This is a genomic window from Nocardioides sp. Z35_8 (genome assembly GCF_059621125.1).
Map to the genome: position 1 here is coordinate 2,314,335 of NZ_JCAQIE010000001.1, position 23,568 is coordinate 2,337,902.

The following is a 23,568-nucleotide window of genomic DNA, read 5'->3' on the forward strand; positions in this document are numbered from 1 at the left end:
CCTACGGCGTGGGGCCGCTCGCCGTCGCCGCCGGTGCGACGGGCGCGCGCGGCAGGGTGCGCACCGACCGCGAGCACAGCACGAGCGCGCAGATCACGGCGTAGGCCACCCCCGAGGCCACGAGCACGCGGTCGTTGCCGAACACCTCGCCCAGCGGACCCCACGCGAGCTGGCCGATGGGCATCGCGATGAAGGAGCCGAGCATGTCGTAGGAGTAGGCCCGCGACAGCAGGTGGTCGTCGATGTTCTCCTGCATGGCCAGGTTCCACCCCATGCCGAAGACCTCGAGGCCCATGCCGCCGACGAAGGCGGCGACGACGAGGGCGACGAGCACCGGGTCGAGGCCGAGCATGAGCATCGGCAACGACATGGACGCGCAGGCGAGCATGCCCCACAGCAGCGGCCGCTCGAGGCGCACCCGCAGCAGGATCACCGTCATCACCAGCAGGCCGAGCGCCTCGGCGGACAGCACGTAGCCCCAGCCCTGCCGGCCGATGGTGTCCTCGGCGACCACCGGCCCGAGGGTGAAGATCGCGCCGTGGTGGATGGCGTTGAGACCACCGAAGCCGAGCACGACCACCCACAGCCAGGTGGTCCGGCGGAAGAACGTCCAGCCCTCGCGGAGCTCCGCGATGGTGCTGTCGGACGCGGCCCGCTCCAGTGGGGGGATCCGGACCCGGGTCAGGCACAGTGCGGCCAGCGCCCACGCGAGCGCGTCGATGGCGAGCGCCCAGCCGGCACCGGCCGTGACGACCAGCAGCGCGCCGACGGTGGGCCCGAGGACCGTGAGCCCGTTGCGGGTCAGCGACAGCAGCGCGTTGGCCGGCTGCAGCTGCTCGCGCGCCACCAGCTGCGGGACCATGCCGGCCATCGCCGGCATCGAGATCGCCGACACCGCGCCGTGCACGGCACTCAGCACGATCACCATCCAGAGCTCGGCGGTGCCGGTGAGGACGAGCACCGCGATCACGCCCTGGGTGAGGGCGGAGGCGATGTTGGAGGCCTGGAGCACGACCGCCCGGGGGAAGCGGTCGGACAGCACACCGCCCCACAGCAGGAGCAGGATCATCGGGATCGTGTGGGCGGCCAGCACCTGGCCGATGGCGACGGCCCGGCCGTCGATGTCGAGCACCGCGAAGGTCAGCGCGATGTTGGCCATCATCGTGCCGAGGGTGTTGGTGGTGCGGGAGGCGAAGTACCACGCGAAGTTGCGGTTGCGCAGCGGAGCCAGGGCGCTCGACCAGGTCACGACGACTCCTGGCCCGGGTCGGACATCCGGAAGGCGAACAGGGACGCGCTGACGTGGATGGTGCCGGGGGAGCGGGGCGCTCGGGCCTCGGCGTGGAGGAGGTCGCCGGCCTCGCGCAACAGGTCCACGGCCCGGGCCCAGGTCTCGGGATCGACCCAGGTCTCGATGTCGGACATCTGCCCGACCCCGGACCGGTGCGAGAGCTGGCGTCGGGTGATCTCGCGGGCGGTGGCACGCACGTAGGCGATGCGGTCGTCGTTGCTCGCGCGCGTGGCGGGCGGGGCGTCGACCACCACGTAGCGGTAGCGCTTCGCGACGCCGCCGCGGATGCGTTCCTCGCTCTCGACCACCAGCTCGCCCGCCTCGTGCAGCACCCGGAGGTGGTAGGACGCGTTGGCGTGGGTCAGGTCCAGCTCGCGGGCGACCTCGGCCGCGCTCATCGCCTCCGCGGTCAGCAGCGAGAGGATCCGGAGTCGTACCGGGTGCGCCACCGCGCGCAGTGCCGAGACCGCTTCCGGGTCCGTCAGGTCGTCGGTCAAGGCTCACCCTCCAAGAAGTCTTGGGGGGCAAGTCTGCGCGGGTGGGTCTCGACTGTCAAACACTTCTTGGGTGGTCTGGCCGGCCGACTATGGCTCGGCTGCGCCGGAGGCCTCCGGCACACCCCTGACCCGACCCTGAATCCACCCCTGGATCCGGCCCTGAATCCGGCCCTGAACCGGGTCGAACCACGTGATTCGGCGCCCTCGACGTGCTTGGCTTGCCTTGATGAGAGCGGGCGCCCGGCCCGCCGAGGAGTGAGCCAGATGTCCGACCAGTACCCGAGCCCGTACGACCCGGGGGGCTACCAGCGGGACCCCCAGCAGCCCACGACCGCCTACCGGGCGACGCCCACGACCATGTCGCCGCAGGACGAGCGCACCTGGGGAGCGATCAGCCACGCCGGCGCGGTGGTCGCGATGGTGTGCTCGGCAGGCTTCCTCGGGTTCCTGGCGTCGATCGCCGTCTACGTGGTCCACAAGGACCGGGGCCCGTTCGTGCGGGCGCACGCAGCCAACTCGATCAACGTGCAGATCTCGATGTTCATCTGGCTCCTCGTCGCCGGGGTGATCTACGTCGTCCTGGGCGTCATCACGCTCGGCATCGGCTTCGTCGTGTTCCTGCCGGTGTTCGCAGTCCCGTTCGTCGTCGCGGCCGTCCTGCACGTCATCGGAGCGGTCAAGGCCTACAACGGGGAGTGGTGGAACCCGCCTTTCACCCCGCAGTTCGTCCGCTGACCACACCTGGGCCCACCTGATCCCACCCGAGCCCACCCGAGCGAGCCGACGCGCCGAGGCCCCGACACGTTCACGTGCCGGGGCCTCGGGGGTGCAGCCGTGTCGATCAGCGGCCGAAGGCCTGGAACTCCGTCGCCCGCACGTTGAGGTCCTGGTCGCTGCCTGCCGAGCAGTCGCTCACCGCACGCGGGTCCTGGTCCTGCTCACCGGCGTAGTCGGGCCCGCCGGTGCACTGGTTGGTGACGACCTGGAGCCACAGGTGGGTCGCCTTGGTGCGCCGGATGTCGAACGAGCGGAGGATCAGGTCCGGCGCCCGCGGCCGGGGGGCCGTGGCCGGGAACGCGTCCTCCGGGCTGACGAACACCCGGGTGAACTCGTCCTGCTCGTCGCAGTCGACCCCGCGGGCGATGGAGCACGACCAGACCTCGAACTGCCGCAGGGCCGAGTAGCGGCTCTGGCTCGGCTCGGCCGGGGTGCCGTCGGGGTTGGTCCGGGCCGGTCGCAGGTGGGTGCTGACCTGCACCCGCCGCACGTCCTGGCGCTTGGTGCCGGCCAGGTCGACGATCACGTGCTGCTCCGCGACCGGAGCGCCCAGGGCCGCCCACTGGGTGCCCTCCTCGTCGTCGACGAGGCTGACCAGGTCGGTGCCCGTGCCCTCGACCGCCGCGCCGTTGGTGACGGACGCCAGGTTGGTGTCCATCCGTGGCTTGAGGGTCTTGGCCCGGCCGGCGGCGAACGCCGTCAGCGGGATGCGGGCGTGGCCGTGCCCGGGGGCGCGGGCCACGAACTCGTAGTTGCCCGGCACCAGCTCCACCCGGTTGGGCAGCGCCGTGGTCGGGTCGGTGTCGGCCACCGGCACGGCCCGTGCCTGGTAGTGGCCCACGAAGAGCTGGGCTCCGCGCACCAGGCGACCCTGCTCGTCGCGCGGCGCGAAGGTGACCGCCGACTCGTCGGCGTAGGCCGAGCGGAAGCTCGGCACCGGGTCGGCGTCGGCGTTGCCGGCGCTGGTGGCACCCTCGCCGAGGCCGCGACGGGCGAAGGCGTTCCAGAGGATGTCCTGGTTGGCCCCGTTGAAGCGGAGCAGGTCGGCGGCCAGCATCGCGTTGCGGGAGTCGACCTGACTGACCTGGCTGTTGGCCATCAGGAGGAACGAGTCGAACACCAGCTGCATCCAGCGCCGGTTGCCCGGGCACCCGCTGACCGGTGTCTGGCCGTTGGCGCACGACTTGTTGAGGGCCGCGTCGCCGGCACCGTAGCGATCGATGAAGGCCTGCCGGATGTCGAAGTTGGTCGCGGTCCAGATCTCGCCGTCGGCGTGCACCTGCGGGCCGGTGACGTCGTAGCCGATGTCGGTGTAGTTGAGCGGGCTGCGGCTCATGTTGTAGTTGCGGATGCCGGCCACCGGGTCGCCGGTCGTGTACTGGCCGATCGTGAAGGCCTGGAGACCGGAGGCGGCGTAGCCGTGCTCGTGGAGGTACTCCATGGCCAGCTGGTCGCTCCAGCTCTCGCTCATGCCCTGCGGCGAGCTGACGCCGCCGTTGGGGCCGGCGATCATCCGGTTGCTGATCGCGTGGCCGTACTCGTGGCCGATGACGCTCATGTCGTAGTCGCCGTCGACGCACGGGGCGTAGAAGGAGCCGGCGATCGGCTGCCACATGTACATGTTGGTGATCGGCGCCTGGCCGTCGGGCGGGGTGAACTGGTTGGCGTTGTTGCGCGCGGCGAAGGTCGGCGGACCGCCCGAGATCGCGCCTGCCTGGGCGTTGCCCTGCTCGTAGTCGTTGCCGAGGCCACCCCGGCCGAGGTTGTCCTTCTGCATGTTCCAGGTGCTCTCGACGAACCCGAGGTGGTAGGACCAGTCGTGCATGCGGTTGTGCATCGCGAAGAGGTTGGCGCGGGCGGCGTCGAGGTCGACGTTGTCGGGGGACCCGAACGTCGCGGGGTTGCAGCCCTCCTCGTACCACTGGTTGGTCCACGGGTAGGCGTAGTCACGGGTCGGCGACGCGGTCGCCGTCTCGGTGCCGACGGTCCGCGAGTTGTTGCTGTTGCGGTTCTCGACCGCGATGGCGTTGTTGCCCAGCGTGGTGAACGTCGGCAGGTTGGTCGCCGGGTCGACGTCCCAGGGCAGCGAGGCGCTGGTGCCGACCGTCTCCTCGCAGCCGGTCAGCGGCGTCCAGCACCACGTCGCCCGGGCGTCGCGGGAGGAGTAGTCCACCGGCGGGCTGCTCGGGAACACCTCCCACTCGGGGTTGTCGGCGTCGTGGTCGACGAGGTCCTCGCGGACCAGCACCTCGCCGGAGCGGGCGTCGACGTAGCTGGCGAAGCCGACGGCCTCGTCGCCCTCGGAGCGGAGCACCACCTGGAAGGCGGCGCGCACCGCGGCGCCCGGCACAGGCACCGCGACCTCGGTCGTGCCGAGCACGACGGGCGCGGCGATGCCGGCGTCGCGGGCGGCGAGCCGCTCGGCGTCGGCCGCCGTCAGGGTGGCCGGAGCCGGCGCGGCCGCGTCGCGTGCCAGCGACGAGCTGACGTAGAGCACCTTGCCGTTGCGGAGGCCCACGGCGGCGATGCCGTCGACGCCCGCCGCGAGGTCGCCGAACTGCTGGCGCACGATCACCACGTCGGCGTCCTCGCCCAGCGGGCGGCTGGCGAGCACCTCGACGGACTCGGCGGCCCGGGCGGTGAGGCCCAGGACGTCGCGGGACCCGGCGAGGAACGCGAGCGCGGCCGCCTCGGGGTCGGCGGGAAGCCCCGTGGCGAGGGGCGCGTCCGTGGCCATCAGCACGGCCGGCGTGCCGAGCTTGTTCCACCGGGCCGTGGCGTCGAGGTCCGCGGCAGCGGACCGCTGCTTCGCGGTCGGCGCGGCCCGGCCGTCGCGGACGTCCTTGTCGCGGGAGGTGGAGTCCTCTCCCTGGAACCCGGCGCCGGCGCCGGGCGGACCCCCTGGTGGTGGGCCGGCCGAGGAGGCCGGCGAGGCGAACGGTGCGAGAGCTGCTGCCAGGGAGAGCGTCACGAGGGCAGCGCCGACTCCTCCGACCCGAGAACTGAGGTGCATCGGTGGGTCCCTTCCGGCGACCGCGGCCGCCGTGTCCGAGAAACGTGGGAATCTCGTTGTACCCCGGTGGGGGACCGGTGGGAAGACTTGGACAGACATTGTCGTCGGGCCGGCCGGCGCCGCGGAGGCAGGGCTCCGGTGCCCGGTATCCCGACCGGGCCCCAGCGGGGTCGGGGCGCCGCCCCACCTGATCGGCAGGCGGCCCGGGGGGCGAGTATGCTGGTGCCGTGCACGAGCAGCTCCTTCTTGCCCAGCCGCGCTGATCGAGTCCTCCCACCCACGGAGACCGACACGCGGCCACCCCTCCATGCGAGGGGTTTTTTCATGCCCGACCCCCGCCACAGCAACAGCCAGCACGAGGACACGCGATGACGACCGACACCGGAGCCCACGACGCGAGCGAGGCGCGCGCGACGTACGACATCGAGGCCACCGAGACGAAGTGGCAGCGGGTCTGGGAGGAGCTCGAGCCCTTCCGGGCCGACGACGACAGCCCGCGTGAGAAGCGCTACGCGCTGACGATGTTCCCCTACCCGAGCGGCGACCTCCACATGGGCCACGCCGAGGTGTTCGCGCTGCACGACGTGGTCGCGCGCTACTGGTGGCAGCGCGGCTACGAGGTGCTCAACCCGATGGGCTTCGACTCCTTCGGCCTGCCGGCGGAGAACGCCGCCATCCGCAACGACGAGCACCCCGACACCTACACCCGCGCCAACATCGCCCGCTCGATCGAGTCGTGCCGCACCTACGCCGCGTCGTTCGACTGGTCGCGCACGTTCAACACCAGCGACCCCGACTACTACCGCTGGACGCAGTGGCTGTTCCTGAAGTTCTACGAGCGCGGGCTGGCCTACCGCAAGAACAGCCCGGTCAACTGGTGCCCGGTCGACCAGACCGTGCTGGCCAACGAGCAGGTCGTCGGCGGCACCTGCGAGCGGTGCGGGGCGGAGGTGACCAAGAAGGAGCTGACCCAGTGGTACTTCAAGATCACCGACTACGCCCAGGAGCTGCTCGACGGCCTGGACGAGCTGGAGGACACGTGGCCCGACCGCGTCGTCACCGCGCAGCGCAACTGGATCGGCCGCTCCGAGGGTGCCCACGTCACCTTCACGCTGCACACCGCCGGCGGTGAGCGCGACGTCGAGGTCTACACCACGCGTCCCGACACGCTGTACGGCGCGACGTTCATGGTGGTGGCCGCCGATGCGGCGCTGGCCGCGGAGATCGTGCACCCCGACCGCGCGCAGGCGCTGCAGGACTACCTGGTGGAGGTGCGCAAGGCCTCCGACATCGACCGGCTGGCCACCGACCGCCCCAAGACGGGCGTCGACCTGGGCATCACCGCCACCAACCCGGTGTCGGGCGAGGAGATCCCGGTCTGGGCGAGCGAGTACGTGCTGGCCGACTACGGCACCGGCGCGATCATGGCCGTGCCCGCGCACGACCAGCGCGACCTCGACTTCGCCCGGGCGATGGGACTGCCGGTGCGGCGGGTCATCGACGTGCCCGGGCAGGACGACCCGGCGGAGTCCGGGGTGGCGACCTCGGGCGACGGCACCTACGTCAACTCCGGGCCACTGGACGGGCTGAGCGACAAGGCGTCGGGCATCCGCACGATCATCGAGCGGCTCGAGGCCGAGGGCCGCGGCTCCGGGGCGGTCAACTTCCGCCTGCGCGACTGGCTGCTGAGCCGCCAGCGCTACTGGGGCGCGCCGATCCCGATCGTCCACTGCCCGGTGGACGGCGAGGTCCCGGTGCCCGAGGACCAGCTGCCGGTGACGCTGCCGATGCTGAAGGGCGCGGACCTGAAGCCCAAGGGCACCTCGCCGCTGGGCGGGGCGACGGAGTGGGTCGAGACGACCTGCCCGACCTGCGGGGGCCCGGCCACCCGCGACACCGACACGATGGACACGTTCGTCGACTCGTCGTGGTACATGTTCCGCTACTGCTCCCCGCACGAGACCGAGGCGCCGTTCGACAGCGCGAAGGTCAACGCCTGGATGCCGTGCAACCTCTACGTCGGCGGCGTCGAGCACGCGGTGCTGCACCTGCTCTACGGCCGCTTCTTCACCAAGGTCCTCAACGACATGGGCCTGGTCGACTTCCGCGAGCCGTGGTCGGCGCAGCTCAACCAGGGCTTCGTGATCAACCAGGGCAAGAAGATGAGCAAGTCCCTGGGCAACGGCGTCAACCTGGGCGAGCAGCTGTCGGCCTTCGGCGTCGACGCGGTGCGGCTGACCCTCGTGTTCGCCGGACCGCCCGAGGACGACATCGACTGGGCCACCATGTCGCCGGAGGGGTCGCTGCGCTTCCTGCAGCGGGCCTGGCGGCTCTCGGGCGACGTCACCTCGGCGCCCGGTGCCGACGTGTCGACCGGCGACCTCGCGCTGCGGCGTACGACCGCGCGCACCGTGCACGACGCCGCCGAGCTGGTCGAGACCTACCGCTTCAACGTGATGGTGGCGCGGGTGATGGAGCTGGTCAACGCCACCCGCAAGGCCATCGACTCCGGCTGCGGTCCGGCCGACCCGGCCGTGCGGGAGGCCACCGAGGCGGTGGCCGTGCTGCTGTCGCTCGTCGCGCCCTACACGGCCGAGGAGATGTGGGAAAGGCTGGGTCACGAGCCCACCGTCGCGCGCACCGGCTGGCCCGAGGTCGACGAGGCGCTGCTGGTCGAGGACACCGTCACCGCCGTCGTCCAGGTCAAGGGCAAGGTCCGGGCGCGCCTGGAGGTCTCGCCCGACGTCTCCGACGCCGACCTCGAGGCCGCGGCGCTGGCCGATCCCGCCGTGCAGCGGGCGCTCGAGGGGGCGACGGTGCGCAAGGTGATCGTGCGCGCGCCCAAGCTCGTCAACATCGTCGTCTGAGCGCGCGGCGCCGCCCGGAGCGGCGCCGCGCCTAGACTCGGCGGATGGGTGCCGCCTCGGAGCGCACAGCCATCCTCGTCACCGGTGCGGCCGGACCCGCGGGGCGGGCCCTCGGCGCGCAGGTCCTGGCGCGCGCCGAGCGCGGTGGTGGGCTGCGCCTGCTGGGGGTCGACCTCGCGCCGGCCCCCGTGCCCGGCTACGAGACGGTCCTGCCGGTGCCGGGCGCGCCCGACCCGGCGTACGACGAGGACATGCGCGACCTGGTGTCTCGCCTCGACCCTGACCTCGTCGTCCCCACCGTGGCCGAGGAGCTGCCCCGGCTCGCCGTGCTCGGGCTCGCGGCGGGGATGGGCCCGGGACTGGTGCTCTCGGCGCCGGGCCCCGTCGCCGTCGCCGCGGACAAGCTGCTGACGATGTGGGCGCTGGCCGCGAGCGGCGTCGCGGTGCCTCCGCACGCCACCGTCGCCGAGGCCGGCTCCGCCGCCGACGCCGTGGCCTGGGGCGGCGGGCCCGTGGTGGTGAAGCCGCGGGTGAGCCGCGGTGGTCGCGGCGTGCACGTCGTCGAGGACGGTGGCGACCCGGTGTGGGACTCCCTCGACGCCACCTGGCTGGTCCAGGGCTACGCGCCGGGGGTGGAGTACAGCCCCCAGGTCTACCGCTCACCGCACAGCGGCAGGTGCCGGGTCGTGGTGCTGCGCAAGACCGAGCTCAAGCAGGGCCGGGTGGGCAACGCCGCGGCGGTCGAGAGACTCGGCGACGGTGCCGAGCCCGACGTCGAGGCGCTCGCCGTGCGTGCCGTGGAGGCACTCGACCTGGTCGGACCGGTCGACCTGGACGTACGCAGGTCGAGCGACGGCACCCCCGTGGTGCTCGAGGTCAACAGCAGGTTCGGTGCGCTGTCCGCGCAGGCCCCGGAGCTCCTCGCCGACGTGCTTGCCGAGTGGACAGGGTGACCCGTGGTCGCGTTCATGGCGGCGTTGGTCCTCGTGCTGCTCGTCCCGCTCGCGGTCGCCGGAGTCGTGCGCCTCGCGATGGTGCCGTTCGCGCTGGTCTTCGAGGTCCGGGCCCGGCGCAGCCGGTCCGGACGGGCCGGATACGGCCCGATGTTCGCCGAGGCCCCCTCCCTGAGCGTGGTGGTGCCGGCCTTCGACGAGGCACGCGTCATCGACCAGTGCGTGCGCTCGATCGCGCGCAGCGACTACCCACGCCTCGAGATCGTGTGCGTCGACGACGGGTCGTCCGACGACACCTTCGCGCGGATGCGGCAGCTGGCCGCCGCACACCCCGGGATGGTGCGGGCGCTGCGGCAGGACAACGCCGGCAAGGGCGCCGCCCTCAACACCGGCATCGCCGCCGCCCGAGGCGAGGTCCTCGTGCTCGTCGACGCCGACGGGGTGTTCCGCCCCGACACGCTGGCCCGCTTGCTGCGGGGCTTCCGCAGCCCGCGGATCGGTGCGGTCTGCGGCAACGACAAGCCCGTCAACCTCGACCGGACGCTCACCCGCCTCCTCTCCGTCATCAGCCACGTCGGCACCGGCCTGATGCGTCGCGCCCTCGACGTGCTGGGCTGCCTGCCCGTCGTCTCCGGCAACATCGGCGCCTTCCGCCGTGACGTGCTCGAGCGGGTGGGTCCGCTGCGAACGGACACGCTCGGCGAGGACCTGGAGCTGACCTGGCGGGTGCACGAGGCGGGCTTCCAGGTGGCGTTCGCCCCCGACGCGCTCGTGTACGCCGAGTCTCCCTCCACCCTGCGTGGCCTGTGGCGGCAGCGGGTCCGCTGGGCGCGTGGGCTGCTGCAGGCCACCGAGATGCACTGGTCGATGATCGGCAACCCGCGCTACGGCGCGTTCGGCGTCTACCTGCTCTTCAACACCGTCACCCAGGTGATCGCCCCCTTCCTCCAGCTCGCAGCCGCGGTGAACGTGGGGTGGCTGGTCGCCGTGGACGGCTCCGGCTGGCTGCCCGGCACCTGGTGGTCGTGGGTGCTCCTGCTGGGGGTGCCGGCGTCGCTGGCGCTGCTGGCGCTCGCCCTCGCGCTCGACCGGGCCGCCGATGACCTGCGCCACCTGTGGACCGTCCCGTTGTGGCCGCTCTACTCGACCCTGATGACCTTCGTCGTGCTCGATGCCGTCCGGCTCGAGCTCGGGAATGCGGAGAACCGATGGAACAAGCTGGAGCGGACCGGGACGGTGTCGGTGCGTGGCCTGAGCGACGACGACGGCCCTGGCTCCTGATCGTGGCCGGCATCGTGGTCACCTCGCTGGTGGCTGCGCTGGCGATCTCGCGGCCGTGGCAGTCGGGCGAGTCGGGCACGCCGCCCACGGCTGAGACGCCGCCGACGATGCGCCCCGCGCAGCTCCCCGACCGGACCAGGTCGGTGAGCATCGACTTCGCGAGCGTCGTCGACCGGGACACCGACTGGGCGGCGGTGAACGCCCGCCTCGACGAGGCCGGGGCCAACGCGGTCGAGCTGAACGCGGGCCGGATCGAGTTCACCGCCTTCGACTGGGAGGCGCACCCCGACGCGGCCGCGGAGCCGGGCACCGACCACCTCACCCGCGCGGCCCGGGCGCTGCACCGGGCGGCGGACGGCTCGAACCGCCAGGTCGGTCTCATCGTCGACACGATGGCGCCGAACTGGCTGGCCGACCACCCGGAGGCTGCCGGGGTCGCCGCCGACGGTCGGCGGGCGGTCTACCAGGCCTCGGCGAGCGAGCTCGTCGACGGCGAGGTCGGCAGGCGCCTGGTGGACCTCGTCGGCACGCTGTGCGAGCGCTATCACCCAAGCCAGATCTCGATCACCGAGCTGTTCCTCAGCGACTTCACGTTCGGTGACGACGACCTGCGGCTCTTCCGGCGGATGACCGGACTGCCCGACTGGCCCCGCGCCAGCGACGGGTCGATCAAGGAGGACGCGTCCAGCATCAAGGCCTGGCGGGCGGCGGTGATCGCCGACCTGCTCGCGCGGATGCGGGAGCGGATGGACGCGACCCGGGGCGGCGACGGGGCGCGCGTCGACCTCGCCATGGACGTACGGATCAACTGGAAGTACCCGGCCCGGGGCGACCTGGCCAGCGGGCACGAATACGACGTCCTGCTCGGCGAGGTCGAGCGCCTGGTCCTGTGGGCCTACCTCTACCGCACCCGGAGACCGGCGGACGTCGAGCGGATACTCGGGCGCCTGGAGGCCGAAGGGCTCGACACGTCGCGGCTCACCGTGTCGGTCGGCCTGTGGGAGCGCCCGCCCGGACCGCCGGTCGGGCCGATCGACCTCGCGCCGTTCGTCGCCGCCCTGCGCGCGGCGGAGACCCACGGCATCACCTCGGTCAACGTCACGCCCCTGTCGCTGATGTCGCCGGAGTACTGGAGCGCCCTCGCGTCGGTGTGGAACCCGGACGGCACCTAGCGGGGAGGGGCGGCCTCGGGGTCTGCGGCGAGAGGTACGTCGGGCAGCCGGACGGTCACCTCGGTGCCACGCCCGGGCTCGCTGTCGATGACGAGCGTGCCCCGGTGGTCGGAGACCAGTGCCTGGACGAGCGTGAGGCCGAGGCCGACCCCGGCGATGTGGCGTCGCCGGGTGTCGCGCGTGCGGTAGAACGGCTGGGTGATCCGGCGCAGCTCGTCGGCGGTGATGCCGGTGCCGTCGTCGGCGACCCGGATCCGCACCCCCCGCTGCCCCTCGGGCGAGGGCTCGGCCACGACCTCGACGCGGACCTCGCCCCCGGCGTCGCTGTACTTGATCGCGTTGGTGAGCAGGTTGTCGACGACCTGCCCGAGCCGCTGTGGGTCGGAGACGAGCGGCACGACCTCGTCGCCGGAGAGGGCCACCCTCACGTCCGCGGCCTCGGCCATGGGCCGCACGCTCGCGATCGCGGCGCGCGCGACCTGCACGGCGTCGACCTCCTCGGGCGACATCGGGTCGCCGGCGACGACGCGGGCGCTCATCAGCAGCTCGTCGACGAGGGACCGCAGGCGGCGGGCGTTGCGCGTCAGCACGTCGACGTACTCGCGCTGCTCGTCGGTGAGCCCACCGGGATCCAGCCGGAGCAGGTCGACGTAGCCGAGGATCGACACCAACGGGGTGCGCAGCTCGTGGCTGACCAGGCCGATGAGCTGCTCCTGGCGCCGCAGCTCCTCCTCGCGGTCGGTGACGTCGGTGGCGACGACGAGGTAGCCGCGCATCGGGTCGGGCTCGTCCGCGGGCCCGATGGACGGGCGGGACGTCACGACGTACTCGACCATGCGCGGCGAGCTGCCGACGGAGCGGCGCCACAGGGACACGTGCGAGCCACCGTCGGCGGCCGCCCCGACCAGCTCGCCCAGCGAGGGGCCGTCGACCAGCTCGGTCAGGTCGGTGCCCCTCAGCTGCTCCCGCGGGACCTCGAAGAGGCGCTCGGCGCCGCTGCTCGCCGTGAGCAGCCGGCCCGTCTCGTCGGTGGCCATGATCGCCTGCTCGGTGGCGGCGAGCATGATGCTGCGCAACAGGTCGTAGGCGGCGAGGAGCTGGCGCTCCTGGCGCCGCGTGGTCTCCATGATCGCGTGGACATGGAGCATGACCGCGCCGATGAGCACGGCGTTGATCGTGCTGTGCAGTCCCGGGTAGAGACGGCCGGTCGTGAAGATCACCGGGACGAGGGACACCACCACCACGCCGAGCAGCCCAGCCAGCAGCGGGCGGCCCCCGGGCGCGAGCGCCAGGCTCACTCCTGGCACGAAGAGCAGCATGATGACCGATCCCATGGGATCGCCGCTGCCGAGGTCGAGCAGGCCGACCGCCAGCATCTGGCCGAGGGGGAGCGCCAGGCGCCAGCCGGGGGGCCACCGGGCCGGTCTGCCCAGGCTCGCGGCTGCCTGGACCGCCAGCGCGACGGCCACGCCGGCGGCGAGCAGCAGCGGTCGGTGGTGCAGCGGGATCTCGTAGAGGATGTAGGCGACCACCAGCACCAGCACCGAGAACGGCAGGTGGCGCCAGCCCGAGGCGTCCGGGGTCGGCCAGGCGATCATCATCCGGTTGGACAGCTCCCGCGCCCGGGCGCCCACCGAGGTGCGCACCATCAGCCGCAGCCGCCGTGCGCGGCGTCGGCCGCCGGGTCGTCGACGGCCTGCGGCGCCTGCACGCTGGTCGCGACGCGCACCGTCTGGGTCACCCGGACGGTCTCGAGGGGCTCGACCTCCCGGGCCGTGGTGAAACGCGCCCAGTAGCGCGCGCTCGCCCGCACAGCGTCGGGCTGCATGTAGTCGCGGTGCGCCTGGGACGCGAAGGCGGCGAGCATCTCGAGCTTGGTGTCGACGAAGCCGTCGACGGTGACGAACCGGTTGGGCCGGAAGTCGACGGTCGACGACGGGCTCTGGAAGCACCACAGGTCGCCGACCGAGCGCGCGCCGATCTCGACGGCCTCGTGCACGGCGCGGTGGTCCTGGTGGCGGTCGTGGATGCCGTGGGTGTAGATGCGGTCGGGGGCGACCTCGGCGACGGCCCGCTCGACCGCGGTGATCAGGCCGTCGGCCGGCGACATGTGGGTGTCGGCGAAGTCGAGGTGGATGAGGCGGGCGCCCACCAGCGCGGCCGCGCTCACGGCCTCCCCGTGGCGCATGTCCGTGCTGCCGCCGACCGCGCCCCCGGACAGCACGAGGGTGGTGATCTCGTCGCCGGCCGCCGCGTGGGCCGCCAGCGTCGCCCCGACCCCCAGCTCGACGTCGTCGGGGTGCGCACCGACGGCGAGCACCCGCAGCCGGGACGGCGCGCGACGACGGCGGGCCAGGTCGGCGAGCTCCTCGACGCGGCTGACCAGCTCCTCGGCGCCGACCGGCTTGACGAGGAAGTCGTCGACGTCCTCGCGCAGCGCCCCCACGGCGTGGTCGAACGTCGGGTAGGCAGTGAGCACGAGGACCGCCACGGTCGCGTCGATCGCGCGGAACTCCGGCAGCGCCTGGAGCCCGGAGCGGCCCGGGAGCCGGATGTCGGTCACGAGCACGTCGTAGCGCTGGCGTCGCATCGCCGCGACGGCCTCGTCGGCCGTGCCCGCGAGGTCGACCTCCATGCCGCCGAGCCTGCTCAGGCTGGCCCGCATGAAGTGGGCGGCGTCACGGTCGTCCTCGAGCACGAGCACTCGGATCGCTGACTCGGCCATCGGCCCCCCTGGAGAACGGCGCGTGCTCCCACGGTACGGCGTCCGGGCGCGCCCGCCCATCGACGCGGACCGGGGAGGAGGCGGGCCGGCCGCGGCCGCCCGGAGGCTAGGGTCACGCCCATGTCCCGTGTGGTGGTGGTGACCGACTCGACCGCGAGCCTTCCCGCCGAGCTGGTGAAGGGTCGCGACATCCGGGTCGTCCCGCTCCAGGTCGTGATCGGGGCGCAGGTGCTCGACGAGGGCCCCGACGGCGCGACGCCCGACGTGGTGGCCGAGGCGCTGCGCGACTTCGTCCCGGTGAGCACTTCGCGCCCGGCGCCGGCGCTCTTCGCCGAGCTCTATCGCTCGCTGGCGGCCGAGGGGGCCGAGGAGGTCGTCTCGGTCCACCTCTCCCGCGAGATGAGCGGCACCTTCGAGTCCGCGCAGCTGGCGGCGCTCGAGGTCGACCTGCCGGTGCACGTCGTCGACTCCGGCCAGGTCGGCATCGCCACGGGCTACGCCGCCCTGACCGCCGCAGACGTCCTCGACGCCGGTGGCACCGGAGAGCAGGCGGCTCAGGCGGCGCTCGCTCGCGGCCAGGCGGCCACCTCGCTGTTCTACGTCGACACGCTCGAGCACCTGCGGCGGGGTGGGCGCATCGGCGCCGCGGCCGCGATCGTCGGCAGTGCGCTGTCGGTCAAGCCGCTGCTGGAGATCGCCGAGGGCCGCGTCGCCCCCCGCGAGCGCGTCCGCACGGCCTCGCGCGCCCTGGCCCGACTCGCCGAGCTGGCCGTCGAGTCGGCCGGCGATCGCCCCGTCGACGTCTGCGTGTCGCACCTGGCCAACGCCGCTCGCGCCGAGGAGCTCGCCGAGGCGCTGGGGGAGCGGCTCTCCGACGGCCTCGAGGGTCGCGAGGTGATGTGCGGCGAGCTCGGTGCCGTGCTGGGGGCGCACGTCGGCCCCGGCATGGTGGCGGTCTGCGTCTCCCCGCGACCCGCCGGCTGACGCCGCCCCGGCTCCGGCCGGTCTCGGCGCGCGTCGTCCGTCGGCTCTCCACAGATTGCCGACGCCACCTGTCGGCCGTGCTCCGGCGTTCCTAGCGTGGAGGCATGCGCCGTTCCCAGTCCTCCTCCGAGCACGCCGAGGCGGTGTCGCGGCGACTGGCGACGCTCAGCGCCGAGCTCGCCGCTGTGCGCCACGAGCCACCCGGCCCCGTCGAGGGCCACACCCGCGTGCGCGAGCGCCCGGACCCGACCGTCGACCGGACGTCCGCGGGCGCCGGCCCCACCGGCGGGGCGGCGGCGCCCGCGCCGCTCGTCGCGCCGCTCCCGGGCCGCCACGCCTCTCGGCGGCTGCGGGTCGGGACGTTCCGGCTCGGACCGGTGCACCTCGCGGTGGTGGCCGTGGTCGCGGCCCTCGCCGTGGGCCTCGCGGCCTGGTGGGTGGTGCGCGACCAGGCGCGGGTGGTGCCGCTCGAGACGGCCGCGACCGGCACCTCCGAGACCCCTGCCGTGGCGGCGACCCCGCTGGTGCCGGTCGGGCCGCCCGGCACGGCCGGGGCTGGCGCCGAGGGGGAGGACGGCGCCGACCTGGTGGTCGACGTCGCCGGCAAGGTGCGGCGCCCGGGCATCGCCGTCCTGCCCCCGGGCTCGCGGGTGGTCGACGCCCTCGAGGCGGCCGGTGGGGCGCGGCGGGGTGTCGACCTCACCGCCCTCAACCTCGCCCGACCGGTGGTCGACGGCGAGCAGATCCTGGTCGGGGTCGCCCCGGCGGCCGGGGTCGCCGGCACGATCGACTCGCAGGTACCGGCCGGGACGGCGCTGGTCAACCTCAACACCGCCGACGAGGCGGCGCTCGACACCCTGCCCGGCGTGGGGCCGGTGACCGCCGGCGCGATCCTGGCCTGGCGCGACGCCAACGGCGCCTTCACCTCGGTCGAGGAGCTGCTCGAGGTCGACGGCATCGGTGAGGCCACGCTCGCCGACCTCGCCCCGCTCGTCACCCTCTGAGCGGGGCGCCCGGTGCCCGACCTGCGCGCGGTGGCGCTCGGCGCGGGGGCCTGGGCCGGGGCGCTGCTCGTGCTGGTCCTGCCGGCCCGGCCGGCCCTGGGCTCGGTCGCGCTGGTCACCGGCGTGCTCGTCGCCGGCGTGTGGCGCCGGTGGTGGTCTCCGGCGTGGCTCGGGCCGCTGGCGGCGCTGGTCTCGGTGGCGGGCGTCGCCGCGCTCCACCACGCCCTGGTCGCCACCTCGCCGCTGACGGCGCTCGCCGCCGAGGGAGCGGTGGTGTCGGTGCGCCTGGAGCTGACCTCCGACGTGCGCGTGGTGAGCGGGGCCTACGGCGACCTGCAGGTGGTGCGGGCCGATGCCACCCAGGTGGCGGGTCGCGGGACGGCGTGGACCCTGGACGCGCCGGTCGTGGTGATGGCCGCCGCCGACTGGCCCCGGCTGCCGCTCGGCACCACGCTCGAGACGACGGCGCGGCTGGTCGCCGCGGACGACGACGTGGCGGCGCTGGTCCGGCCGACGGGTGAGCCGAGGGTGCTCGACCGGCCCGGCCCGTGGTGGGACGCCGCGGCGGCCGTACGACGGTCGGTGCGCGACGCGGTCTCCGGGCGCGGCGTCGACGCGCGTGAGCTGGTGCCGGCGCTGGTGGTCGGGGACGACGGCGGCCTCGACTCGGACCTGGCCGACGACTTCCGCACGACCGGGCTCACCCACCTGCTCGCGGTGAGCGGCACCAACCTGACCCTCGTCGTCGGCTCGCTGCTGGTGCTCGGGCGGTGGGCCGGGGTGCGCGGACCCTGGCTCTACGCCCTCGGCGTGCTCGGCATCGTCGGCTTCGTGCTGACCGCGCGCGCCGAGCCCAGCGTCGTGCGCGCCGCCGCGATGGGCACGGTCGCGCTGGTCGGGATGGGGCGCAACGGCCTCTCGCGGGGCGTGCGGGGGCTGGGCGTGGCGGTGCTGGCGCTGCTGCTGGTGTGGCCGCGACTGGCGCTCACGCCCGGGTTCGCGCTGTCCGCCCTGGCCACGGCCGGCATCCTGCTGCTGGCGCCGGTGTGGCGCGACGCGCTGATGCGTTGGACGCCCCGGTGGGTGGCGGAGGCGGTGTCGGTGCCCCTGGCCGCGCAGGTCGCCTGCACGCCGGTGGTGGCGGCCCTCTCGGGTCAGGTCAGCCTGGTCGCCGTGGGCGCCAACCTGCTGGCGGCGCCGGCGGTCGCCCCGGCGACGGTGCTGGGACTGGCCGGGGGACTCCTCGGGCTGGTGTGGGGTCCGCTCGGCGCGGTGGTCGCCGCCCCGGCGGCGTGGTCGGCGGAGTGGATCATCTCGGTCGCCCGGTGGGGCGCGGGGGTGCCGACCGCCGCCGTCGACTGGGGCACCGGCCCGGTGCCGCTCGCCCTGCTCACGCTCCTGTGCGTGCTGGCGGTGCCGCTCGCCCCGCGGGTGCTCGGCCGCGCCGGCACGACCGTCGCCTGCACCGGCCTGCTCGTGGTGGTGATGCTCGTCCGGCCACCGTCGCCCGGCTGGCCGCCGGAGGGCTGGGTGCTCGCGATGTGCAGCTTCTTCCCTACTGCGTGTTGCTGTTATGACCAGCGGTGTTGCGCTTGTAGCGTCATGAGCATGGTCCCGGGGTGGCGAGTGTTATGGGTCCCGGAAGCCCCGCCGCCGCGGTCGCGGCATGACGTACTACGCGGCTGGGGAGATCTCGAAGAGCGCGAGGCAGCGGTTCGTATCGAACCCGGTGATCCGATCATGCTCGACCCCACCCACCACGCCGACCCGCGCCTGACAAGCTTTCTGACGCGCTCGTCGTTCTCCCATCTCGCCGCCGAGACCAAGCGCAACTACACGAGCGATTGCCGCTTGTTCTTCAACTTTCTGTGGGGCCGCGGCCGCAACTGGGACGAGGCGACCGAGGACGACTGGCTGGACTGGGAAGACTGGCGACGCTGGTCGAATAGGAATCCGAGCCGGATCAGCGACTCGAAGTGGGATCGCGAGCAAGCTGCTCTGAACAGGCTCTATGTGTGGGCCGAGCGAAGAAACTGGATCCCGCGGAATCCGATCCCGCACAGATCGGTGATCGCCCCCGGCGGTCGAGTGGTCAGGGTTGCGGCCACCACTGCAGCATCTAGAAAGTCCTCCGACGTGCGTTGGCTGACGCCGCGGGCGTATCGGCTATGGAGGGACATCGGCTTGCGGGGTTATGGAGCGGACAGCATTCGAGACCCGCGCTGGTCCGGCCGTAACGACGACCGCAACGCGGCCTATTCCGATCTGCTCTTCTCTTCGGGCATGAGGCGCACGGAGGGTGGATCACTTCTCGTCGACGAGCTCCCAACGCTCGTGGGAAGTGGAAGCTACTTCGACGGCCGGCTGGCGCCCGCAACGACTAAGAACAGGCGCGGTAGGACGTTTTACGTGGCGGCAGATGTCTTGCGGTCGCTTCACGCGTACTGCGATACCAGCCGACGGGCCGCGATCCGGCGGGCGCAGTCACAGGGGCGGTACGAACAGGTTCAGGGCCTTCGTATCGTGGGGCGACGGACGGGGAACAGGACCCCAGTCCTGCACTGGGTAGACAGCCGCGGACGTCCTGGGTCAGAGCCCATCGGCAAGATCGGTCCGGTCGATCGCAGTCGCCTTTTCATCGAGGGCCCAAACGGGCTGGAGCCGATGTGGCTCTGGCTTGGCGAGAACGGACTCCCGTTCTCGCCGCACTCATGGGAGAACGTCTACCAGGTGGCGTCACGTCGTTGCAGCACGGTGCTCGGCGACAACATGTCCTCACCTCTTTTCATGACTCCTCATATGGCTCGCCACTCGTTCGCGCTGCACATGCTTGTTGCCCTTCATCACGCGCTGGACCGCCGGTTTGGCCTAACGCCGGAGGAGCGTCGAGACCTGCGCATGATCTACCGGAACTCTTGGGAGATGGTGCAGGACCTGCTGGGGCACCGAAGCGTGGACACAACGAAGCAGATCTACCTTGCTCCTGTGTCCGACCTTCAGATTCGCTCGCTGTTGTTGGACGACGCCGAGGAGGAGATTGACGACCTCTTGGCCGCGCTGGCAAGAAGCACTGAACGAATCCAGGACGTGGTGCCGTGACTAAGCGCCGAGGACACCACGCACAACTACCTATCGGTGATCACGTCCGTCCACCGGTGATCGCTGAAGGGACGCTTGTTGTTGTCCACGTCGAGGAAGACACTCGCCGTCAATCGCAGTACGACTTCTCACTGTTGCCGGTGGCCGAGACGATGCAGAGAGAGTTGGCGCAACACTTCGCATCTTTCGTAGGGCCTACGGGGACGTGGCGAGCACTTGCGACCAGCGCTGAAGGGTGGCGCGTTCTGTCCGTCCTCTCCGAGTGGTTATCTCGTCAGCCCGCTGCGCCTGCGACCCTTGCCGACCTGACGGTGTCCCACTGGAGTGCTTGGCGGCTTAGCCGCTCACCATCGACGACGGGCGTGATGGAGATTCGGAAATCGAGTCAGTTCCTTCGCGACCACCGACTCATCGCGCCTTCGGTTCGGGAGGCGATGATGCAGCGCAGCCGAAAGGTGAAGCCCAAGGAGACGGCCTACCCGGCAGCTGAGTTCGACACGTTCAAGAAGACCGCGCAGCGAACATTCCGCTCGGCGCTACATCGGATCCGAGAGAACAAGGTGCTCCTTGAGGCCTATAGGACCGGCGATCTGCGCGAGGGCTCAGATGACTGGCTGATTGGCCGGACGCTCGACTACATCGCAAGCCACGGAGACGCTCCCACCTACGCCAGCCTCGATCCAAACGGCAAGGAACGGGTGCGTCAACGATCGGGGCTTCCGACCGCAATGGGTACCGGCGCGACGTGGCAACGGCTGTTCCTCACCGGCGAGGAGGCGGCATCGCTGACGATCCTGCTGATCGCTACGTACGGCTGGAACGCAACGCCGACGAACGAGCTTCGCGTGCCTGACAGCACCCCAAACCCGGGCTTAGGCGGTCAGACCGTCTACAGGGTCAGCTTGGTGAAACGCCGACGCGCGACGGCGAACGCGCATGAAACGAGAAACCTGACGGACTGGGGAGCCGACTCACCTGGGCGTCTGATGGCTCAGGCTATCGAGGCAACGACCCCGGCGCGCGAGTGCTTGGCTATCGGCGGCGAGGCGACCGATCGGCTCATCGTGTGGCACAGGAACAAGTTTCTCCACCCGGAGAAGCCGCCGTCGGACGTATTCTGCGCCGGCGTAAGCGCGTCCGGATACCGCAACCTCGGGCGTGTTTGGGAAGCACGACACGGACTCAGGACCGTGAACCTGCGCCGGCTACGGAAGACGGTGGTGCTAGCGAGGCGCGAGCCCATCCAGCACAACCAAGACACGCACGACGAGGCGTACGTTCTTCCCGACCCGCAGACCATTGACCGAGCCCTGCCCGTCATCCACGACGGCGTCAACTCAGCCTTGGCCGCCGCGGTAACGACCTTCGCGGCACAAACGAGCCGCGAAAACCAGCCACCTGGTGACGACACCATCACCGCTTCGTGCACTGACTACGACGCGAGCCCCTTCACGCCCGCCGGGACGTCGTGTCGAGCGTCATTCTTGCTCTGCACGGCTTGTCCAAACGCTGTGATCACCCCCAGGCACCTGCCACGGCTTGCCTACCTGCTGCTGGCGCTGGACGATCTGCGCGGGGTCGTCCCTCGGGACGCCTGGAACCGGGACTGGCGGGCCCATTACGCGCGCTTGATGGACTTGCGCCAGCGTCACGACTTCACGGATCAAGAATGGAAGCAGGCGCTGGCTGCGGTCACCCCCGATGACCGAAGTGCTATCGACATGCTGCTCGGCAGAAAGCTGGAGTCGAGATGAGTCTGGCTTCCCGCAGGGCCGTCTTCACACCACCCAGGGCCGACGAGTGGCTCTTCGACCCGCAGCTCATCGCCAAGGACCGGCGTTGGATGGTTCCGCTTTACGGTGACGCGACGTGGTCTCTCTTAGCGCTCAACAACAACCCGTCGGCGGCTAACGAGCACATCTGGTGGTCAAAGTTCCCAGAGGCTAATCGCGAGCAGTTCCGGCATGCAGCGTGGGCGCTGATCAACTTTCCCCTGCCGCCGCGCCTGCTTGCGCGATTCGGCGCACCAGCACGCGCACGACTCAGCGTGAGTCGCATGTCGCGAACAGTCCTGCACTGGGCTCGGTTCGCCCGCTGGCTCGACGAGCAGTGCATCGGCGGCATCGCCGTCGTCGACACAGCCGACCTCACCCGCTACAGCCTGGATCTAGCCCAGGCCGGGCTCAGTCGCAACACCGTGATTCAACACCTCGCGGCGTTGTCGCGGCTTTACGCGTACTCCAGCGAGCACCTGCCGCCAGCGCAGCGGCTCACCGAGCCGCCTTGGCTCGTAGAGGGAATGGACGACTACCTTCCCGCGGCGACTCCGGGCGGGGAGAACCTCACTGAGCCGATCAGTCCCGACACCCTCGGACCTCTCTTGATCTGGTCACTGCGAATGGTCGAAGACCTCTCGCCGGACATCCTTGCTGCGCGAACCGAACGCAGTCGGCTGATGAATAAGGTCGAAAGCCCCGCTGGCTCAAAGTCCAGCGATGGCCTTGTGCGCTACCTCGAGCTTCTGACCAGCAGCGGTGCGCCGCTCCCAAGCCGCAGCATTCGGACTGGCCAGTTGGGACCGGCAACCGTGTACATCGCCGCGGTGACTGATACGCCCATCGGCGTCGCGTATCAAGTGCTCCGGCAGACACGCTGGCGTGAACTGCTCCGCGCCAACCCGGGCCCAGCCGCTCTGAACATCGAACTGAAAGGCCAGATCGGCGGCCAGGCCTGGCGTACCTTCATCGACTTTGGAGAAGTCGATCGTCTGACGAAGCACCTCGTCGACGCGTGCTTCATCGTGATCGCTTACCTGACCGGGATGCGGCCGGGCGAGATCCTCGGGCTGCAAGAGGGCTGCTGCCCTGACCCGGCGGACGAAACCGACGGGTCTCGGCGGCATCTGATCTGGGCAAAGCACTACAAGAATGCTCGCGACCAGGATGGCAACCACCTCTCAGAAGGTGAGGTCCGTGACACCCCCTGGTTAGCCGTGCCGCAGGTGGTGCGCGCCATTCGGGTTCTGGAGGAGATTGTCGGCCCCGGACAGTTGCTCTTCGACGCCATGACTCACGACATTGACCGAAACCCTCAACGCGCCGGCCGCTCGATGGCGACCACGACGGTCGCCAATCGAATCGAACCAACGATCACCTGGTTCAACGACCTAGCCCACAGCCTCGACCGCCCGTACGAGGCCATCCCGCCGGACCCCGACGGGCGGATTGGTGTCGCGCGCTTCCGACGCACCCTGGCCTGGCACATCGCGCGTCGACCCGGAGGGTTGGTGGCACTCGCGCTTCAGTATGGCCATATGCGCACGATCGTAAGCGAGGGCTACGCGTCGCGCGCCCGGGGCGGCATCCACGACCTCCTTGATGTTGAGACTGCTCGTGTAGTAGCTGAGAACCTCAGCGACCTTCACGAGGCGCTTCAGAATGGGGAAGGGATATCAGGGCCTGCAGCTCGGCGGACGATCTACTCGGCCACTCACCAACAAGAGAGGTTCGGGGGCGTCGTCCTGACCCTTCGTCAGGCTAAGTCCCTGCTCGCCGATCCCACATTGACGGTATATGTCAACGAAGCGGCACACTCCCTATGCAACTTCGATCGGTCGAAGGCCTTGTGTCAGGTGAACCGGAAGAGTTCGGCGATGAACACTCCATCGCTGGATCGTTGTGACGAGGCGTGCAGCAACATCTGTCGTACCGATACACAAGCCGATCGCATTAGCGAAGACGCGACAACGCTGCTGGCTCAAGCGAACAGCGGACTGGTGCCACGGCCCATTGCCGACCGGATCAGGGAACACGCGCACGACCTACAGCAGAGAGTCGGCCGCCACCGCCAGAACCGCGTCACTGTGACGGAGATGAGCGATGACTAGCACCAGTGAGCGGGACGCC

General features: G+C 71.3%; 15 protein-coding genes. 10 read left to right on the top strand and 5 right to left on the bottom strand.

The features are described 5' to 3' along the window. Position 1: 1 nt before the first annotated feature. Both AC54T2_RS11220 and AC54T2_RS11225 read right to left on the bottom strand, forming a co-directional pair. Positions 2-1,249, bottom strand: a complete 1,248-nt coding sequence (locus tag AC54T2_RS11220; RefSeq protein ID WP_241005371.1) for an MFS transporter — start codon at positions 1,247-1,249, stop codon at positions 2-4. Next, positions 1,246-1,788 carry an ArsR/SmtB family transcription factor gene (locus tag AC54T2_RS11225; RefSeq protein ID WP_206054544.1) on the bottom strand — a complete coding sequence of 181 codons (543 nt, stop codon included), beginning with the start codon at positions 1,786-1,788 and terminating at the stop codon, positions 1,246-1,248. The genes AC54T2_RS11220 and AC54T2_RS11225 overlap by 4 nt, the downstream gene beginning before the upstream one ends. A gap of 264 nt (positions 1,789-2,052) precedes the next feature. Between AC54T2_RS11225 and AC54T2_RS11230 the strand changes: the two genes are divergently transcribed. Further along, positions 2,053-2,523 (top strand): DUF4870 domain-containing protein, encoded by a 471-nt coding sequence (locus AC54T2_RS11230; RefSeq protein WP_186341694.1) that lies wholly within the window; start codon positions 2,053-2,055, stop codon positions 2,521-2,523. 106 nt (positions 2,524-2,629) lie between these two features. Here AC54T2_RS11230 and AC54T2_RS11235 read toward each other — a convergent pair whose 3' ends face one another. Then, on the bottom strand, positions 2,630-5,578 hold the full coding sequence (locus AC54T2_RS11235; RefSeq protein WP_496666182.1) for a M36 family metallopeptidase: 2,949 nt from the start codon (positions 5,576-5,578) through the stop codon (positions 2,630-2,632). Positions 5,579-5,946: 368 nt separating this feature from the next. Here AC54T2_RS11235 and leuS point away from each other — a divergent pair, with 368 nt between their 5' ends. The 4 genes from leuS to AC54T2_RS11255 are packed head-to-tail and all read left to right on the top strand — an operon-like array spanning position 5,947 to position 11,851. After that, a complete protein-coding gene (leuS, locus tag AC54T2_RS11240; RefSeq protein ID WP_496666183.1) occupies positions 5,947-8,445 on the top strand; it encodes a leucine--tRNA ligase in 2,499 nt (832 codons plus the stop codon). 44 nt (positions 8,446-8,489) lie between these two features. Then, positions 8,490-9,398 carry an ATP-grasp domain-containing protein gene (locus AC54T2_RS11245; protein WP_496666184.1) on the top strand — a complete coding sequence of 303 codons (909 nt, stop codon included), beginning with the start codon at positions 8,490-8,492 and terminating at the stop codon, positions 9,396-9,398. A 3-nt stretch (positions 9,399-9,401) separates the two neighbouring features. Continuing rightward, complete coding sequence (locus AC54T2_RS11250) at positions 9,402-10,679, top strand: glycosyltransferase family 2 protein (RefSeq protein WP_206054545.1); 1,278 nt, start codon at positions 9,402-9,404, stop codon at positions 10,677-10,679. A gap of 2 nt (positions 10,680-10,681) precedes the next feature. Then, positions 10,682-11,851, top strand: coding sequence for a hypothetical protein (locus AC54T2_RS11255; protein ID WP_186341698.1), 1,170 nt, complete (start codon positions 10,682-10,684; stop codon positions 11,849-11,851). On the opposite strand, the gene AC54T2_RS11260 is transcribed toward AC54T2_RS11255, so the two are convergent. Next, a complete protein-coding gene (locus AC54T2_RS11260; protein WP_489976658.1) occupies positions 11,848-13,500 on the bottom strand; it encodes an ATP-binding protein in 1,653 nt (550 codons plus the stop codon). The genes AC54T2_RS11255 and AC54T2_RS11260 overlap by 4 nt on opposite strands. After that, on the bottom strand, positions 13,500-14,576 hold the full coding sequence (locus AC54T2_RS11265; RefSeq protein ID WP_186341700.1) for a response regulator: 1,077 nt from the start codon (positions 14,574-14,576) through the stop codon (positions 13,500-13,502). Before AC54T2_RS11265 ends, AC54T2_RS11260 begins: the two co-directional genes overlap by 1 nt. A gap of 120 nt (positions 14,577-14,696) precedes the next feature. On the opposite strand from AC54T2_RS11265, the gene AC54T2_RS11270 reads away from it, so the two are divergent. From AC54T2_RS11270 to AC54T2_RS11290, 5 genes are all read left to right on the top strand, one after another. After that, on the top strand, positions 14,697-15,560 hold the full coding sequence (locus AC54T2_RS11270; protein ID WP_496666185.1) for a DegV family protein: 864 nt from the start codon (positions 14,697-14,699) through the stop codon (positions 15,558-15,560). Between the two features lie 104 nt (positions 15,561-15,664). Then, positions 15,665-16,564: a ComEA family DNA-binding protein gene (locus AC54T2_RS11275; RefSeq protein ID WP_496666186.1), complete on the top strand. Its 900-nt coding sequence runs from the start codon at positions 15,665-15,667 to the stop codon at positions 16,562-16,564. Between the two features lie 12 nt (positions 16,565-16,576). Further along, on the top strand, positions 16,577-19,663 hold the full coding sequence (locus tag AC54T2_RS11280; protein WP_496666187.1) for a ComEC/Rec2 family competence protein: 3,087 nt from the start codon (positions 16,577-16,579) through the stop codon (positions 19,661-19,663). Between the two features lie 362 nt (positions 19,664-20,025). Beyond that, on the top strand, positions 20,026-21,417 hold the full coding sequence (locus tag AC54T2_RS11285) for a hypothetical protein (RefSeq protein ID WP_496666188.1): 1,392 nt from the start codon (positions 20,026-20,028) through the stop codon (positions 21,415-21,417). After that, positions 21,414-23,549, top strand: coding sequence for a hypothetical protein (locus AC54T2_RS11290; RefSeq protein ID WP_496666189.1), 2,136 nt, complete (start codon positions 21,414-21,416; stop codon positions 23,547-23,549). The genes AC54T2_RS11285 and AC54T2_RS11290 overlap by 4 nt, the downstream gene beginning before the upstream one ends. Positions 23,550-23,568: the final 19 nt, after the last annotated feature.